General features: G+C 65.3%; 16 protein-coding genes. 8 read left to right on the top strand and 8 right to left on the bottom strand.

Features of this window, described 5'->3' with window-relative positions; genetic code table 11:
* The first annotated feature begins 44 nt into the window (after nucleotides 1-44).
* A complete protein-coding gene (locus tag ACIP0B_RS23680) occupies nucleotides 45-539 on the top strand; it encodes a GyrI-like domain-containing protein (protein ID WP_085580608.1) in 495 nt (164 codons plus the stop codon).
* A 317-nt stretch (nucleotides 540-856) separates the two neighbouring features.
* On the top strand, nucleotides 857-1,345 hold the full coding sequence (locus ACIP0B_RS23675; protein ID WP_400836510.1) for a GNAT family N-acetyltransferase: 489 nt from the start codon (nucleotides 857-859) through the stop codon (nucleotides 1,343-1,345).
* A 168-nt stretch (nucleotides 1,346-1,513) separates the two neighbouring features.
* On the opposite strand, the gene ACIP0B_RS23670 is transcribed toward ACIP0B_RS23675, so the two are convergent.
* Together ACIP0B_RS23670 and ACIP0B_RS23665 are read right to left on the bottom strand one after the other, a co-directional pair.
* On the bottom strand, nucleotides 1,514-2,119 hold the full coding sequence (locus ACIP0B_RS23670; protein WP_400836508.1) for a pyridoxamine 5'-phosphate oxidase family protein: 606 nt from the start codon (nucleotides 2,117-2,119) through the stop codon (nucleotides 1,514-1,516).
* An 18-nt stretch (nucleotides 2,120-2,137) separates the two neighbouring features.
* Entirely contained in the window at nucleotides 2,138-2,617 is a 480-nt protein-coding gene (locus ACIP0B_RS23665) for a GNAT family N-acetyltransferase (protein ID WP_400836506.1), read from the bottom strand.
* 144 nt (nucleotides 2,618-2,761) lie between these two features.
* On the opposite strand from ACIP0B_RS23665, the gene ACIP0B_RS23660 reads away from it, so the two are divergent.
* The 3 genes from ACIP0B_RS23660 to ACIP0B_RS23650 all read left to right on the top strand — a co-directional run bounded on the left by ACIP0B_RS23660 (nucleotide 2,762) and on the right by ACIP0B_RS23650 (nucleotide 4,838).
* A complete protein-coding gene (locus tag ACIP0B_RS23660; protein ID WP_400836504.1) occupies nucleotides 2,762-3,187 on the top strand; it encodes a YybH family protein in 426 nt (141 codons plus the stop codon).
* Nucleotides 3,188-3,254: 67 nt separating this feature from the next.
* Nucleotides 3,255-3,599, top strand: a complete 345-nt coding sequence (locus ACIP0B_RS23655) for a YciI family protein (protein ID WP_085580618.1) — start codon at nucleotides 3,255-3,257, stop codon at nucleotides 3,597-3,599.
* A 3-nt stretch (nucleotides 3,600-3,602) separates the two neighbouring features.
* Complete coding sequence (locus ACIP0B_RS23650; protein WP_400836502.1) at nucleotides 3,603-4,838, top strand: RNA polymerase sigma factor; 1,236 nt, start codon at nucleotides 3,603-3,605, stop codon at nucleotides 4,836-4,838.
* Between the two features lie 213 nt (nucleotides 4,839-5,051).
* Here the strand turns inward: ACIP0B_RS23650 and ACIP0B_RS23645 are convergent, their stop codons facing one another.
* On the bottom strand, nucleotides 5,052-5,777 hold the full coding sequence (locus tag ACIP0B_RS23645) for an SDR family oxidoreductase (RefSeq protein ID WP_400836500.1): 726 nt from the start codon (nucleotides 5,775-5,777) through the stop codon (nucleotides 5,052-5,054).
* A gap of 111 nt (nucleotides 5,778-5,888) precedes the next feature.
* On the opposite strand from ACIP0B_RS23645, the gene ACIP0B_RS23640 reads away from it, so the two are divergent.
* Nucleotides 5,889-6,725 carry a LysR family transcriptional regulator gene (locus ACIP0B_RS23640; protein ID WP_400836498.1) on the top strand — a complete coding sequence of 279 codons (837 nt, stop codon included), beginning with the start codon at nucleotides 5,889-5,891 and terminating at the stop codon, nucleotides 6,723-6,725.
* A gap of 96 nt (nucleotides 6,726-6,821) precedes the next feature.
* Here ACIP0B_RS23640 and ACIP0B_RS23635 read toward each other — a convergent pair whose 3' ends face one another.
* Nucleotides 6,822-7,676 carry a LysR family transcriptional regulator gene (locus tag ACIP0B_RS23635; protein WP_400836496.1) on the bottom strand — a complete coding sequence of 285 codons (855 nt, stop codon included), beginning with the start codon at nucleotides 7,674-7,676 and terminating at the stop codon, nucleotides 6,822-6,824.
* Between the two features lie 89 nt (nucleotides 7,677-7,765).
* On the opposite strand from ACIP0B_RS23635, the gene ACIP0B_RS23630 reads away from it, so the two are divergent.
* Nucleotides 7,766-8,203 carry a multidrug/biocide efflux PACE transporter gene (locus ACIP0B_RS23630; protein ID WP_400836494.1) on the top strand — a complete coding sequence of 146 codons (438 nt, stop codon included), beginning with the start codon at nucleotides 7,766-7,768 and terminating at the stop codon, nucleotides 8,201-8,203.
* Between the two features lie 162 nt (nucleotides 8,204-8,365).
* On the opposite strand, the gene ACIP0B_RS23625 is transcribed toward ACIP0B_RS23630, so the two are convergent.
* The 4 genes from ACIP0B_RS23625 to ACIP0B_RS23610 form a co-directional block, all read right to left on the bottom strand.
* Nucleotides 8,366-9,088 (bottom strand): TylF/MycF/NovP-related O-methyltransferase, encoded by a 723-nt coding sequence (locus ACIP0B_RS23625; RefSeq protein ID WP_065259304.1) that lies wholly within the window; start codon nucleotides 9,086-9,088, stop codon nucleotides 8,366-8,368.
* Complete coding sequence (locus tag ACIP0B_RS23620; RefSeq protein WP_400836491.1) at nucleotides 9,085-9,951, bottom strand: hypothetical protein; 867 nt, start codon at nucleotides 9,949-9,951, stop codon at nucleotides 9,085-9,087. The genes ACIP0B_RS23625 and ACIP0B_RS23620 overlap by 4 nt, the downstream gene beginning before the upstream one ends.
* Before the next feature lie 180 nt (nucleotides 9,952-10,131).
* On the bottom strand, nucleotides 10,132-11,745 hold the full coding sequence (locus ACIP0B_RS23615; RefSeq protein WP_400836489.1) for an inorganic phosphate transporter: 1,614 nt from the start codon (nucleotides 11,743-11,745) through the stop codon (nucleotides 10,132-10,134).
* Between the two features lie 274 nt (nucleotides 11,746-12,019).
* Entirely contained in the window at nucleotides 12,020-13,042 is a 1,023-nt protein-coding gene (locus ACIP0B_RS23610) for a transporter (protein WP_400836487.1), read from the bottom strand.
* 273 nt (nucleotides 13,043-13,315) lie between these two features.
* Here ACIP0B_RS23610 and ACIP0B_RS23605 point away from each other — a divergent pair, with 273 nt between their 5' ends.
* Nucleotides 13,316-14,938 (top strand): methyl-accepting chemotaxis protein, encoded by a 1,623-nt coding sequence (locus ACIP0B_RS23605; RefSeq protein ID WP_400836485.1) that lies wholly within the window; start codon nucleotides 13,316-13,318, stop codon nucleotides 14,936-14,938.
* Nucleotides 14,939-15,079 lie beyond the last annotated feature (141 nt).

Here is a 15,079-nt window from a genome sequence, read left to right as displayed (position 1 = left end):
ATACTCCCAGCCGAACCCACTTTTTTCGTTCAAGGAGTCGAGTCATGGATGAGCAGAAACGCGTCGAAGTGGCTGAGCCTCGCTTCGAACATGGACATTTCCTGCTGATTGCAGGCTTTCGCGATCGCTTTACCAAAGAGACTGTTCAAGACATCCCCGCGCTATGGGAAAAACTGATCCCGCACATCGGAAACATTCCGGGGCAGAAGGGCGAAGTGACCTACGGCGTTTGCAGCAATTTCGACGGCAACGGCGGTTTCGATTACATGGCCGGGGTCGAAATCCGCAAGCTGGATGACTTCCCGCAGGAAAAGTATCCGTGGATCGAAATCCTTCCGCGCCAGTACGCGGTGTTCGAACACAAGGGTTCGCTGGATCTGTTGCCGCAGACCATTGACTACATCTACAACACCTGGCTGCCGGCGTCCGAGTACAAAGGGCTCAACGCCCCGGAGCTGGAACGCTACAGCGCCGATTTCAATCCGAAGCTCAAGACCGGCAAGCTGGAAATCTGCGTCCCGGTCGAAAAGAAAACCTGATCGGCAACCGGCAGCGCGAATCCGTTTCGCGCTGCCGGTCGAGCCTCATTTGCCCTTGATCCGTCGCGCGCGCAACAGGTCGATGCCCAGGGTGACGAAGCCGAAGAAGCTGATGCCCAACACCATCAACAAACCGATTTCCACGCTGCTCATATACAGTTCCCCCCTCGGGTGATCAGAGACAGGCGTCAGAGATAGACCGTCCCGAATCCGAAGAAAAGCGCTTATACGCAGGCTTTACGCAGCCCTAGCGGATCGATATGAACACCTTATTCCTTTATCCTTGGCGGCCCTGCCGTCACTGATTCCGAGCTGCCATGAACCCCGTCATCCGCCACGTCACCGCCGCCGACCTGGATCGCTGCTACGCCATCGAAACCCTCGCCTACGAAGGCGACGAGGCCGCCACCCGCGAGAAGATCGCCACCCGCATCGCCACCTGGCCGGACGGTTTCATCGTCGCCGAGGTGAACGGCGTCGTGGCCGGGTTCGTCAATTCCGGTGCGGCGTTCGAGGTGCAGATGTCGGACGAGGCCTTCAAGGAACTGATCGGCCATGACCCGGCCGGCCCCAACGTGGTGATCATGTCGGTGGTGGTGCACCCGGACTATCAGGGGCAAGGCCTGGCCAAGCTGCTGATGACCGCCTTCATCGAGCGCATGCGCGGCCTGGGCAAGGCGACGATCCATCTGATGTGCAAGGAACGGCACATCCCGCTGTACGCCGGGTTCGGCTTTGCCTACATCAAACCGTCCGAATCTGACCATGGCGGGATGGCGTGGCATGAGATGGTTCTGACGCTCTGAGCTCCCACAGTGTCTTGCCCTGGCCCTGTTGTGCCTGGGCGGATGCCATCGCCAGCAGGCTGGCTCCCACAGGGGGCTCGGTTGGAGGCAGGGTTTGCGGTCACCCCGATCCAATGTGGGAGCCAGCCTGCTGGCGATGGCGTCAGTGAAGACACCGCCTGACCTCGCTCAGTACAGCGAGCTCTGCACCCGCGCCGGCGCTTCCCGGTCATAGGCCTCGGCGTCGAACTGCCCATCGTTCAGGCGCTTGTGAAAGGCCCCCGCACTGGGCAGCGCCGAACGCGGCAGGTGGGTGTCCGGGTTCCACGCATCCGAGCGCACGAACGCTTTGGCGCAATGGAAAAACGCCGCGTCCACCGTCACCAGCAGCACCGTGCGCGCCGGTTTGCCGTTGACCGCGAAGCTGGCCAGCAGCTCGGGATCGGCGCTGATGGTGGCCGTGCCGTTGACCCGCAACGTCTCGCCGATGCCGGGAATGATGAACAGCAGCGACACCCGCGGATCGTGCAGCACGTTGCGCAGCGTATCGATGCGGTTGTTGCCCGGCCGGTCCGGCAGGGCCAGGGTGCGTTCGTCGAGGATCCGCACAAAGCCTGCGGTGTCGCCGCGCGGCGAACTGTCGAGGCCGTCGGCGCCGACGGAACTGACGATCACCAGCGGCGAGAGCCGCACCATCGCCTGGTAGTCCTCGTTGAGAAAGCCGATCTGCTTGCGCACCGCCCGTTCGTGGGGCAGGCCGTAGAGGGCCTCCAGGGCTTCAATCGAATCGATCATCGTGCGTTCCTCGAGGGTTCAGAACACCAGGCTCATGCGCCGTTCGTAGCCGACCCGGCCCAGGATCGCCTGGCCGCTGTCGACGAATCCGTGCCGGGCGTACAGCGCGATGGCCGCATCGTTGTCGGCGTCCACCGCCAGTTGCAGGCCCTTGATCTGCGGCCAGGCCTGGCGCGCCGCCTCGGGCAGCGCTTGCAGGCAGGCCTTGCCGTAACCCCGGCCCTGGGCGCGGTGGTCGACTTGAAGCGCATGCAGGGTGGCGCTGTGTTCGTCGGCCCAGTCCGGCAGCGCCGGCGGGCGCTTGAGCAACAGGAAGGCAACGGGCACGTCTTCGTCCAGCAGGGCAAAGCCCTTCACGCCTGCATGGGTGTGCAGGGTCTGCAGGGCGGTGTGGATGTCGCCGGAATACTTGATCTGCCCGGGGTGGATTTCGATCGTCTCGACCTGCTGGCGCTGGGCGGCATTCAGGCTGTCGTACGGCACGAGTCTGGCTGACACGGGAATTTCCTTTTTCCTACGAAGGTGAACGGCAGATTCTACCGAGCGGGGTGACCGCGAAACATTTAATTTTCGAGTCCTGTCGATCCGGCGGATCGCCGAACGACTAAGGGTGTCTTCCAACAATCATCACGGAGCACACCCATGAACGCACAAGCGCAGATCCAGACCCTGATCGACACCTACCGCCAGGCCGTCATGTCCAAGGACGTGGACAAGGTCATGGCCCTCTACGCCGACGACATCGTCTCCTTCGACGCGATCAAGGCCCTGCAATTCAAGGGCAAGGCCGCCTACCGGGCGCATTGGATCGCCTGCATGGAAATGTGCCCCGGCCCGCACATCTTCGAGTTCCACGAAGTCGCCATCGAGACCGCTGACAGCATTGCCTTCGCCCATTGGGTGGCCAACTGCGGCGGCACCAACGACAAGGGCGAAACCCAGAGCTGCTGGATGCGGGTCACCGCGTGCTACCGGCAGACGGGCGGGGCCTGGAAGATCGTCCACGAGCACTGGTCGGCCCCGTTCGACCCGATGAGCGGCGCGACCCTGTTCGACGTGCAGCCCTAAGCGGCGCGCGGTTCGCCAAAGCGCCGATCTGCGGCCATAGTTGATCCGTCCGGTTCAGGAGTGAGCGATGAAATACCTATGCCTGGTGTACAGCGACGAGCGCCTGCTGCACTCGTCGCCCGACAGCCCCGAAGACGCCGAATGCTGGGCGTATGCCGAGTCGATCCAGGGCAGCGGCCGGATGGTCGCCGCCGAGGCGCTGGAGTCGGTGCAGACCGCCACCACGGTGCGCATGCGCAACGGCAAGGTGTCGGTCACCGACGGCCCGTTCGCCGAAACCAAGGAGCAACTGGCCGGCTTCTACCTGATCGACGCCCGGGACCTCAACGAAGCCATTCAGGTCGCCGGGCACATTCCGGCGGCCCGGGTCGGTTGCGTCGAGGTGCGCCCGGTCCGTCAGCTGAACGTCTGACGCATGGCGGACGCAGAGGTCAAGGCGCGGGTCGAGCAGGTCTACCGCGAAGACTCGCGGCGGATCCTGGCGACGCTGATCCGCCTGCTGGGGGATTTCGACCTCGCCGAAGAGGCCCTGCACGAGGCGTTCTTCGTCGCGGTCGAGCGCTGGCAGCGCGACGGCGTGCCGGACAATCCGCGCACCTGGCTGGTGTCCACCGGGCGCTTCAAGGCCATCGACGTGCTGCGCCGCCGCGCGCGGTTCAAGGCGTCGCGGCCCTGGCTGCTGGCCCAGGTGGAGGAGCTGGAACAGGCCCAGTGGAGCGACGATGACGTGGAAGACGACCGCCTGCGGCTGATGTTCACCTGTTGCCACCCGGCCCTGGCGGCGGATGCGCAGGTGCCGCTGACGCTGCGGGAAGTCTGCGACCTCACCACCGAGGAAATCGCCCGGGCGTTCCTCTCGGCGCCGGCGACGATCGCCCAGCGCATCGTGCGGGCCAAGGCCAAGATCCGTGACGCGAAGATTCCCTATCAGGTGCCGAGCCTGAGTGAACTGCCCGAGCGGCTGGACAGCGTGCTGCGGGTGATTTACCTGGTGTTCAACGAAGGCTATTCGGCCTCCGACGGCGCGCAGGTCGTGCGCGAGGATCTGACGCGCGAGGCGATACGCCTCGGCCGGCTGCTGATGGAGCTGTTGCCGGAGCCGGAGGTCATGGGCCTGTTGGCGCTGATGCTGCTGCACGAATCCCGGCGGGCGGCGCGGACGTCGCCCGAGGGTGAGCTGATTTTGCTGGAGAACCAGGACCGTACGCGTTGGGATGCGCAACTGATCGCCGAAGGCGGCGCGCTGGTCGAGCGGGCGCTGACCACCCGGCGGTTCGGGCCGTATTGCCTGCAAGCGGCGATTGCGGCGGTGCATGCCGAGGCGCCGACGGCGGCCGAGACCGACTGGGCGCAGATCGTCGGCCTGTATGACGTGCTGCTGCGGGCGACGCCGTCGCCGGTGATCGAGCTGAACCGGGCGGTGGCGGTGGCCAAGCGCGACGGGGCGCTGGCCGGGCTGACGCTGATCGAAGGGATCCTGGAGCGCGGTGAGCTGCAGGATTACCACCTGGCGCATTCGGCGCGGGCGGAGTTCTGCCGGCAGCTGGGGCGGACCGACGAGGCGCGGACGGCGTATGCGCGGGCACTGGAGCTGACCCGGCAGGCGCCGGAGCGACGGTTCATCGAGGGGCGGCTGCGCGAATTGGGTTGAGCTTTGTGTACCGGTGCCGGCCTCATCGCCAGCAGGCTGGCTCCCACAAGGTGTTGCGGTGCGCATCGCCGTTGTGGGTGCCAGTGCCGGCCCCATCGCTGGCAAGCCAGCTCCCACAGGTTTTTAAGGTGGTCGCAGATCCTGCGCACACCCGCTATCCCCTGTGGGAGCCAGCCTGTTGGCGATGGGGCCCTCAAGGCCGGCAGCGATGCATCAGGCCTGCTGCCGGGTCGCCGCCATGACGATCTCGCGGATGCACACGCCCTGCGGCTGCTCATAGGCATAGGCGATCGCGGTGGCCACGTCCTCGGCGCTGAGCACGGTGCCGCCCATTTCCTGTTTCCAGGCCTGGTAGCCGGTCTTGATCGCTTCGTCCGTGGTGTGGCTCAGCAGTTCGGTCTCCACCGCGCCCGGCGCAATGGTGGTGACGCGCACGTTGTGCGGCGCCAGTTCCTCGCGCAGGTTTTCCGACAGCCCGTGCACGGCGAACTTGGTGCCGACATACGCCACATGGTTGGGGAACGTCTTGCGCCCGGCCACGGAACTGACGTTGATGATCGTGCCGCGCTTGCGTCTGATCATGCCGGCCACTACGGCGTGGATGCCGTTGAGCAGCCCCTTCACGTTCACATCAAGCATGCGATCCCACTGGGCCGGATCCTGCTGGCTGATCTCGCCCAGCAGCATCACCCCGGCGTTGTTGATCAGTGCGTCGGCCGGGCCGAACTGCGTTTCGGCTTCGGCGACGGCGGCCAGCAGCGCAGTGCGGTCGGTGATGTCGACCCGGCGGCTGAGGGTGTTCGGCAGCGCCAAAGCCTCCAGGCGTTCGATGCGCCGGGCCAGCAACAGCAGCGGGTGGCCGGCGGCGCTCAAGCGGCGGGCGGTGGCTTCGCCGATGCCGGAACTGGCTCCGGTGACGATGATCAATGGCTTGCTCATGGTTGCACTCCTGAGATTAAAAAAACAAATGGCCGGATGTGCGACGAAGTATATTTAGCCCGTTACGGGCTGAAAAATGCCTTATTTCTCTGTCTGGTATCGGAACGCTCTATGGATATCCGCCATCTCAAAGCCTTTCTCGCCGTGTTCGAGGAACGCAGCATCACCGCAGCGGCGCAACGCCTGTTCATCAGCCAGCCGACGCTGTCGGTGACGGTCAAACAGCTTGAGGAAGAGCTCGGCGCCACCTTGTTCGTGCGCCAGCCGCGCGGGGTGGAGGTCAGCGACGAGGCGCGCCTTCTGTACCCGCAGGCCCGGCGCATGGTGGCCGAGGCCCAAGCCCTGAGCCGGATGTTCCGCAGCGGCGGGCACCGTGTGCCGCTGACCCTGGGCGTCGAAGGCGACATCGCCGCCAGCCACATCGAAGCCTTCGTGCGCATGGCCCGTCAGGCCCTGCCGCACCTGCTGCTGACGCTGGAGGAGGGCTGCTGCGGCGACGGTCGGCTGGCGGTGGAGGAGATGTGCTGCGAGGACGAGCTGTTCTTGCCGTTGTGGGAGGAACCCTATGTGATGGCGTTGCCGGCCGATCATCCGATGGCCGATGCGGAGGCCGGCTGGGCGCCCATCGAGGACTGGATCACCTGCCCGCAGCATCCGTCCCACCAGCGCCTGATGGCCCTGTACGGCCGATCGCCCCAGGCCGTGGCCGGGCATGCCGGCTCATTGCGCCAGGCGCTGCACATGGTGGCGGCGGGCGTCGGTGTGGCGATGTTGCCGCAGTCGTTGGCGGTCGGGCACGGGCGGGTGGTGGTGCGGACGTTGAACCTGCCGGCGCCGACCCGGCGGGTGGGCCTGTGCTATGCGGCGCAGGCGCTGGAGCTGCCGGCGATGCGCGGGTTGCATGAGTTCTTTCAGGTGAACCGCCCTGCGGCGATCGATGCGGCTTGAGCGGTGGCCTGCGGGGAAGCCATCGCGAGCAGGCTCGCTCCCACAAGGGAAAGCGCTCTCCAGTAGGCGCGAGCTTGTTCGCGATGGGCCGCGCCGCTATTCCAGCATCTGGCTCAGCAACCGGCTTCCCGCCGGCCCCGGCGGAAACTGCCGCGACCACAGCGCATCGACGAACACCGGTTTCGGCCAGCCGCGCACGTTCAGCTCGCTCAAGGTGCCGTTGCCGAAGCGCCCCACCAGCCAGCGCGGCAGCGGCGCCCAGCCGAACCCGCGCTGGGCCATCTCCAGCAGCATCAGGTAGCTGGGCGCCGACCAGACGCGGCCCTTGGCGCGGGAGCCATAGGGATTGACGATGGTCGCCAGGCGCAGTTCGCGGTGCTGCTCCAGCATTTGCGGATCAATCGATTCCAGCGCCGCCAGCGGGTGTCCGCGCCCAACGAACAGCGCGATTTCGGTGCGTTCATCGACCGTGGCGGATTCCAGGTCCGGCGGGTAACGGTCACGCATCTCGACGAAGGCCAGATGGGCCCGTCCCCGTTGCACCAGGGCAATCAGGTCGTCGCATTCGGCGATCAGGCATTCGAGCTCCAGGTCCGGGTAACGCTGTTCGAAGGCGCTGAGCGACGCTTCGAAGCGGTCGGACTGATAGGTATCGGAAATCGCCACCGTCAGCTTCGGCTCGACCCCTTGGGCCAGTTGCCGCGCGGTCATTTCCAGGCGGCTGCCGGCCGCCAGGATCGCCTCGGCCCGTTGCAGCATCACGTGGCCGGCCGGGGTCAGGGTCGGCTTGCGGCTGCTGCGGTCGAACAGGACCAGGTCCAGGTCGATCTCAAGGCTCGCCACTGCGGCGCTGATGGTCGACTGGCTGCGCCCCAGCTTGCGCGCCGCCGCCGAAAACGAGCCTTGGGTCGCCGCCTGGACAAACGCCTGCAGCACTTCTTGAGAGGCCATGAACTATCGCCTTGGTCGATGGTTATTGATTATGAAGTATCGATGCGGTGTTGGATGATGGCAACCATCATCACTCAAGGAGTCAGGCCATGACTGCCCGTAAATCCATCACTGAACGCATTTGCCAGGCCATCGGCTTCGAGGTGCTGGCGATTCTTATCTGCACGCCGCTGCTGGCCTGGATCATGGGCAAGCCGCTGCTCGACATGGGCGTGGTCACCGTGGTCGTCGCCGTGCTGGCGCTGGTGTGGAACGTGGTGTTCAACGGCGCGTTCGACCGCGTGCTCAAGCGCTTGGGCATCCGCCACAACGCCTGGGTGCGGGTGGTGCATGCGCTGCTGTTCGAAGGGGGACTGGTGGTGATGGGCGTGCCGCTGATCGCCTGGTGGCTGTCGGTGAGCCTGTGGCAGGCGTTCCTGCTCGACATCGGCGTGCTGCTGTTCTTCCTGCCCTACACCTATGTCTACCACTGGGCGTATGACGTGGTGCGCGAGCGGCTGGTGCTGCGCGGTGCCTGCGAGGGCTGAAGGGAACGGCGGTGGCCGGCCCGGCGCCATCGCCAGCAGGCTGGCTCCCACACGGTTCTGCGGTGAACACAAAGGTTGCGTTCACCCGGATCCCCTGTGGGAGCCAGCCTGCTGGCGATACGTCAGTGAGGGCAGCGCAAGGCAACTGCCCCCGCTACGCGATCAAACGTGGAAGTAACCCACGCACGAATCGAACGGCAGGCGCTTGAGTTCGATCTTGTTCAGGTCCAGCACTTCGCGCAGGGCCTTGGTTTCGCCCGGGAAGTTGCGGTAGGCCACTTCGTCCAGCACCACGATGGCGCCTTTTGGCATGTACGGCAGGAAGGTCTCCAGCGCGACCTTGGTCGACTCGTACAGGTCGGTGTCCAGGATCAGCATGGCCACGACCAGGTCAGGACGGGTCTTGACCCACTCCGGCACGGTCTTGACGATGTCGCCCTTGACCAGTTCGCAGCGCGGGATGCGGTTGACCGGGCGCAGCAGGTCGTTGGCGTCGATCATGTCCTGGATCAGCGACTGGTCGGTGTCGGAGAACATGGTTTCGTTGACGTCGGCCGGATCGTCGGTCTTGCTGATGCTCTGGAAGCCTTCGAAGGTGTCGAAGCCGACGATCGAACGGTTGATCGCGTACGGCTCCAGGATCATCGACAGGTGCATGTAGAGCATCAGCGAGTTGCCCTTGTACACGCCGCACTCGATGATCGCGCCCGGGATCTCGGCGACTTTCTTGAACAGTTCCATGCGCGACAGCGCGGCGGTGACGCCGATGCGGTTGGCGAACACGAACGGGGCGTCGGCCACGTATTCGGCGTCCACGCGCTTGAGGACGCCGGCGCGGGTTTCGTTGTATTGGGCTTCGGCAGGCGTGATGCGACGCTTGGTCATTGCTGGATTCCTTGGAAATTCGAGAAGTCGTGGGCGTGGAAGTAGTCTTTGAAGCCGGCGCCGACGTCCGGGCACGCGCTGTCGACGTTGATCGCGCCGCGGTTGTGCTTGAGGTCATCGAGGTGCATCAGACGGAAGTCGACGCTGAAACGGGTGTGCTGCGTGTGGTTGGCGACCGTGCCGTGCAGGTGCGAGCCGGAGAAGATCAGCATGTCGCCGGTGTTGCCGGCCACGCGCAGTTCGGCCGCGGTGTCGATCTCTTCCAGCGGCACCGGGTGCACGCGGACTTCTTCCTTGAGGTTGTCCTTGGCCTTGTGGCGCTGGTTGTTGATCCAGTCGTTGAGGCTCCACTGGGCGGACGAGTTCTTCACCGGCACATCGAAGTAGCCGGTGTTGATCATCATGGTCTGGTCCGGGGAAATGGTGTGCACCGGCATCCAGGTATTGATCTGGCAATCGACGCTGCCGTACCAGGTGTCGCGGTGCGGCTTGTAGGCGTAGCTGACGCCGGCGTGCAGGTAATCGTAGTTCGGCACCACGCGGATGCGCGGCACGTCGAAGATGTATTCGCGCGGGTCGACACCGATCTCGTCGATGAAGCTCAGGATCAGTTCCTTGGCGCGCAGGCTGTTGGTGAACTGGCCCTTGAGGCGGGTCACCAGCACCACGAACTCTTCCACCGGCATCAGCGTGTGCAGCGCCTGGTGGCGGGTTTCGCCGTCGAACGCGGCGGTGATGCTTTCCTGGGCGAACTCGCACAGCTGGCGGGCGGCGCGCAGTTGGGTGTTCAGGAAGATGTCGCCGGCGTAGATGGCTTCTTTGAAGTCAGCCTTTTGCTGCAGCTGATTGATATACAGGTTCACGGTTCTTTTCCCTGAATGCATCGAGTGACTTATGAGTCGGCATCATGCCGGCAAACTGAAGCGCAATCTGAGCGGTCGGTGCTCGATGGCAGGGTTATCGGACGGCCGGGCGTCCGGCGGGCATGCGCGAAAGAGTCCCGGCCCTGAAGCGGGCCGGGATTTTCCGCTGTGGCGGGCGGTTCAGAAAATCAGGGTGAACAGCCAGTACAGGCTCCCCGACAGCACGATCGCCGCCGGCAGCGTCAGCACCCAGGCCATCAGCAGGTTGCGGATGGTCTTCATCTGCAGGCCGCCGCCGTTGGCGACCATGGTGCCGGCCACGCCCGAGGACAGCACGTGGGTGGTCGACACCGGCAGGCCGAACATGTCGGCGGCGCCGATGGTCAGCATCGCCACGGATTCGGCCGACGCGCCCTGGGCGTAGGTCAGGTGGGTCTTGCCGATCTTCTCGCCGACCGTCACCACGATGCGCTTCCAGCCGACCATGGTGCCCAGGCCCAGGGCGATGGCCACGGCGATCTTCACCCACAGCGGAATGAAGCGGGTGGCGTTGTCGATCTGCTGCTTGAACAGTTGCAGCTTGCCGGCGGTGTCGGCGTCGAAGCCGCCGACCTTGTTCTTGTCCATCAGGCGGATGGTTTCGCTGGCCAGGTACATGTCGTTGCGCACGTTGCCCATGGCCTCGGCGGGCACCTTGGACAGGGAACCGTAACCTTTCACTTCCTCACCGATGTGCCCGGTCAGCGCGGCGAGGGCGGGGATCAGCTGAGGCGTCGCTTCCTTGCTGCGCACGTAGTCCGACAGCACCGGGCGCGGGTCGGACGGGGCCGGCAGCGGCGCGCTCTTGACCAGCGCCTGTTGGGTGACCTCGGCCACCGCCGCGAACTGCAGGGTCTGGTCGGCGGGCATGGTGCGGTTCAGCGCGTAGGCCATCGGCAGGGTGCCGACCAGGATCAGCATGATCAGGCCCATGCCTTTCTGGCCGTCGTTGGAGCCGTGGGCGAACGACACGCCGGTGCAGGTCAGGATCAGCAGGCCGCGGATCCACCACGGCGGCGGGGTGTCGCCCTCCGGCGCCTTGTACAGCGAACGGTTCTTGACGAACGCGCGCAGGGCCAGCAGCAACAGCGCCGCGCAGCCGAACCCCACCAGCGGCGACAGCAGCAGGGCGTAGCCGACCTTGGTCGCCTGGGCCCAGTCCACACCGCTGGTGCCGTCGCGCCCGTGCATCAGGGCGTTGGCCACGCCGACGCCGATGATCGATCCGATCAGGGTGTGCGACGACGAGGCCGGCAGCCCCAGCCACCAGGTGCCGAGGTTCCACAGGATCGCGGCGATCAGCAGGGCGAAGATCATCGCGAAGCCGGCGGAGGAGCCGACCTGCAGGATCAGTTCCACCGGCAGCAGGGCGATGATGCCGAACGCCACCGCGCCGCTGGACAGCAGCACCCCGAGGAAGTTGAAGAAGCCGGACCACACCACCGCGAAGTGCGGCGGCAGCGAGTGGGTGTAGATCACCGTGGCCACCGCGTTGGCTGTGTCGTGGAAGCCGTTGACGAACTCGAAGCCCAGCGCGATCAGCAGCGCCACGCCCAGCAGCAGGAACGGTGTCCAGGTGGTGACCACCGTGCCCAGCTCGTGCATGTCGTGCATCAGGCTGTAGGCGGTGAACAGCAGCCCGAGGGCCAGCACCGCGAAAAACACCACGTAGGTGAAGGGGCCGGTTTTCTTGTCGAGTGCCGGCCTGCCGCTGGAAACGGAGGGTTGGCCGGCGGTCAGGGAGGGCGTCGCCATGGGAGGGCAATCCTGAGCGGGGGAAGGAGTGTCGCCCATGATCGTTGCTGAATATTACAGAGAGACTGCGGCAGATCAGTGTTTGGTGGATTGGCTGCGCCGTTGGTCCGGAACCGGACGGACTGACGCCATCGCCAGCAGGCTGGCTCCCACAGGGTTTTGTGGTGTACCGGGGTTCTGCGGACACCAGCTCCCACAGGTACTGCGGATGTACTCTGGATCAGCGGCCACTCCAATCCATTGTGGGAGCCAGCCTGCTGGCGATGGCGGCGACTCAGTAATCGCGCCGTTTGCGAAACGCCCAGCGCCCGGCAATCACCGTGAACGTCGCCACCAGCGCCACCAGGATCCAGAACCCCTCCGGGTCCTGCGCCAGCGGCACGCCGCCGACGTTCATGCCGAAGAAACCGGCGATGATGTTGATCGGCAGCGCCAGCACCGTGACCACGGTCAGGGTGAACAGCGTGCGGTTGCTCTGCTCGTTGACGTTGGCGGCGATCTCTTCCTGCAACAGTTTGATCCGCTCGCCCAGGGCCGTGAGGTCGTTGATGATCAGGGCGAACTCTTCGGTCGATTTGCGCAGTTCCTTCACGTCTTCCTTCTGCAGCCACGCCGGCGGGCGGTTGAGCAGGCGCAGCAGCGAGCCCGGCTCCAGCGCCAGCAGCCGTTGCAGGCGCACCAGCACCCGGCGGTTGGCGCCAAGCTCGGCGCGGTTGGTCGACAGGCGCGAGGACAGCAGCTCGTCCTCGACCTGATCGACGCTCAGGCTGGTCTTGCGCACGATCTGGGTCAGCACTTCGCCCTGGTCGCGCAGCAGGTGCACCAGCAGCTCCAGCGGCGAGCGGAAGCATTCGCCGGCCTTCACCGAGGAGCGCAGCTTGTCCACCGAATGCAGCGGTTGCAGGCGCGCGCTGACGATCAGCTTGCCGCGCACGCAGACCCACAGGGTCGAGACGTCCGACGACACCATGCTGCTGAGGTTGAACACCACGTCGTTGACCACCGCCAACAGGGCCGAGTCGACATGTTCGATGCGGGTCGAGCGCGAGCCTTCGTGCAGCGCCTCGAAAAATTCCTCGGGCAATTGCAGGTGGCTTTTCATCCAGCGCTCGCACGCGGCGTGGGCCAGGTTCAGGTGCAGCCAGAGGAATTCGTCGCCTTCGCTGTCGTTCTGCAGGCAGCGCAGGGCGGTGGCCGAATCGACTTCGCGGCCGCGTTCGCCGGGGCGGAAGCGAAAACCGTAGAGCAAACCGAACAGGTCGGGGTCGCGATGACCGAGGTCGAGGCTGTGGTTCATGGAGACTCGCAGGGGAGGGCGTCTGTCGCGGGAGAGACAGGCTCACGTGTGCCCCATCATGGCGAGGCTTTGTGACGGTTAGGTGACGGCAAAGTGACATCGTTTCAATGGCTTACCGGCGGTCGGATATTTCTCAAGAAGCCCGCTGGTGCGCCGATCACGCATAGGTTAGGTTGCGCGCCTTCGGCCAAGAGCCAAGGCCCGCCGACACGGATGTCCGGCACCATTCACGTCTTACCGGGCGTGCCTCATCCCTGTCATGAGTACCTTGCGATGCTGCAAAAATCCCTGAGAGCGCAAATTCTCGCCCTGCTGAGCGGCAGCTTGCTTGCGATGCTGTTGATCGCGCTGTCCTGCTTCCATTTCCTGTCCAACGGCGTGCAGAGCTACAGCCAGCTGATCGCCGGCCCCTTGCACACCTCGCAATTGATCGACGAAGCCAACCTGCAGTTCAAGGTGCAGGTGCAGGAGTGGAAGAACGTCTTGCTGCGCGGCAAGCAGCCGGCGGACCTGGCCAAGTACTGGGGCCAGTTCGAGGAGCGTCAGCGCGATGTGCAGCGCATATTGGGTGAACTGGCCAGCCAGCAAGGCATCGAGCCTTCGCTCAAGAGCCGCATCGAGCGCCTGCGCGAAGAGCACCGTCTGCTGGGCGCCGCCTACCAGAAGGGCCGCGACGCCTACGTGGCCGCCGGGGCCGATCCTGCGGCCGGCGACGCCGCCGTCAAGGGCGTGGACCGCGCCGCCAGCGATCAGATGAGCGAGCTGGTGGTCGAACTGCGCAAGCAAGGCACCGAGCAATCGGCGCTGATCAGCGCCAGCGCCGACCGCACCGTGTGGCTGGGCCTGTTGGTGATGCTCGCCTCCGGCCTGCTGATCGGTCTGCTGAGCCTGTGGCTGGTCAACCGCAACCTGGTCGAGCCGATCCGCAAACTGATCGGTTACGTCAGCCTGTTGAGCCAGGGCAAGTTCGCCGAGCGCGTGGCCAGCAACCGTCAGGACGAGCTGGGCAACCTGGCCGCGGCGGCCAACACCCTGCGCGATTTCCTCGCCGAAACCTTCAGCCACCTGCAGCGCAGCGCCAAGGATCTGGACAGCGCCAGCGGCGAGCTGAACGCCATCGCCACCCTGATGGCCGGCGGCACCAACGAGCAGTTCAGCCGCACCGATCAGGTGGCCACGGCGATGAACGAAATGTCCGCCACCGCCCAGGAAGTCGCCCGTCACGCGGCGGACGCGGCGCGGGCCGCCGACGATGCCGACCAGTCCGCCCAGCAGGGCGAGAAGGTCATGCAGAACACCATTCACGCCATCACCCAGATGCGCGGCGAAATCGCCAACACCGCCACGGTGATCCGTCGCCTGGAGGCCGACAGCGGCCGCATCGGCAAGGTGCTGGAAGTGATCCGCGGCATCGCCGAGCAGACCAACCTGCTGGCGCTCAACGCCGCCATCGAAGCGGCCCGGGCCGGCGAGGCCGGACGCGGTTTCGCGGTGGTGGCCGACGAAGTGCGCAACCTGGCGCAGCGCACGGCGGAGTCGATCATCGAGATCAACCAGATCATCCACAGCGTGCAGACGGGCGCAGTGGACGCCGCCCACGCCATCGACAGCGGCCAGACCCGCAGCGACGAAAGCGTCGAGCAGGTGACCCAGGCCGGCGCCATGCTCGAGCGCATCACCCACGCGGTGGAAGCGATCCGCGACATGAACCGCCAGATCGCCACGGCGGCCGAGGAACAGACGTCGGTGGCCGAGGACATCTCGCGCAACCTGACCGAAATCACCTCGATCGCCAGCACCAACCTCGACAACGTCCAGCGCACCGAAAGCGCCAGCCAGAACCTGCACGGGCTGTCGGGGCAACTGAACGAAGTCACCGCCCGCCTGAGCGCCTGACGCCTGCGAACCTGCGGGGGGCAGCCTGTTGGCGGTGGGGCAGGTACTGGAGATGCCAACAGTGCCGGCCCTATCGCTGGCAAGCCAGCTCCCACAGGTTCCGGGTCGTTCACAGATACAGGGTTGAACCCAGACACTGTG

Source organism: Pseudomonas sp. NPDC089534 (genome assembly GCF_044749305.1).
Classification (GTDB): domain Bacteria; phylum Pseudomonadota; class Gammaproteobacteria; order Pseudomonadales; family Pseudomonadaceae; genus Aquipseudomonas; species Aquipseudomonas ekonensis.
The sequence above is the reverse complement of the archived record's forward strand: the minus strand, read 5'-3'. Positions and strand labels throughout refer to the sequence as shown.

Coding starts and splice junctions, on each gene's coding strand:
- ACIP0B_RS23640 (WP_400836498.1), top strand. CDS start 5,889: ATGGATATCCGCCATCTCAAAGCCTTTCTCGCCGTGTTCGAGGAACGC.
- ACIP0B_RS23655 (WP_085580618.1), top strand. CDS start 3,255: ATGAAATACCTATGCCTGGTGTACAGCGACGAGCGCCTGCTGCACTCG.
- ACIP0B_RS23615 (WP_400836489.1), bottom strand. CDS start 11,745: ATGGCGACGCCCTCCCTGACCGCCGGCCAACCCTCCGTTTCCAGCGGC.
- ACIP0B_RS23635 (WP_400836496.1), bottom strand. CDS start 7,676: ATGGCCTCTCAAGAAGTGCTGCAGGCGTTTGTCCAGGCGGCGACCCAA.
- ACIP0B_RS23670 (WP_400836508.1), bottom strand. CDS start 2,119: ATGATCGATTCGATTGAAGCCCTGGAGGCCCTCTACGGCCTGCCCCAC.
- ACIP0B_RS23630 (WP_400836494.1), top strand. CDS start 7,766: ATGACTGCCCGTAAATCCATCACTGAACGCATTTGCCAGGCCATCGGC.
- ACIP0B_RS23680 (WP_085580608.1), top strand. CDS start 45: ATGGATGAGCAGAAACGCGTCGAAGTGGCTGAGCCTCGCTTCGAACAT.
- ACIP0B_RS23675 (WP_400836510.1), top strand. CDS start 857: ATGAACCCCGTCATCCGCCACGTCACCGCCGCCGACCTGGATCGCTGC.
- ACIP0B_RS23625 (WP_065259304.1), bottom strand. CDS start 9,088: ATGACCAAGCGTCGCATCACGCCTGCCGAAGCCCAATACAACGAAACC.
- ACIP0B_RS23650 (WP_400836502.1), top strand. CDS start 3,603: ATGGCGGACGCAGAGGTCAAGGCGCGGGTCGAGCAGGTCTACCGCGAA.
- ACIP0B_RS23605 (WP_400836485.1), top strand. CDS start 13,316: ATGCTGCAAAAATCCCTGAGAGCGCAAATTCTCGCCCTGCTGAGCGGC.
- ACIP0B_RS23660 (WP_400836504.1), top strand. CDS start 2,762: ATGAACGCACAAGCGCAGATCCAGACCCTGATCGACACCTACCGCCAG.
- ACIP0B_RS23610 (WP_400836487.1), bottom strand. CDS start 13,042: ATGAACCACAGCCTCGACCTCGGTCATCGCGACCCCGACCTGTTCGGT.
- ACIP0B_RS23645 (WP_400836500.1), bottom strand. CDS start 5,777: ATGAGCAAGCCATTGATCATCGTCACCGGAGCCAGTTCCGGCATCGGC.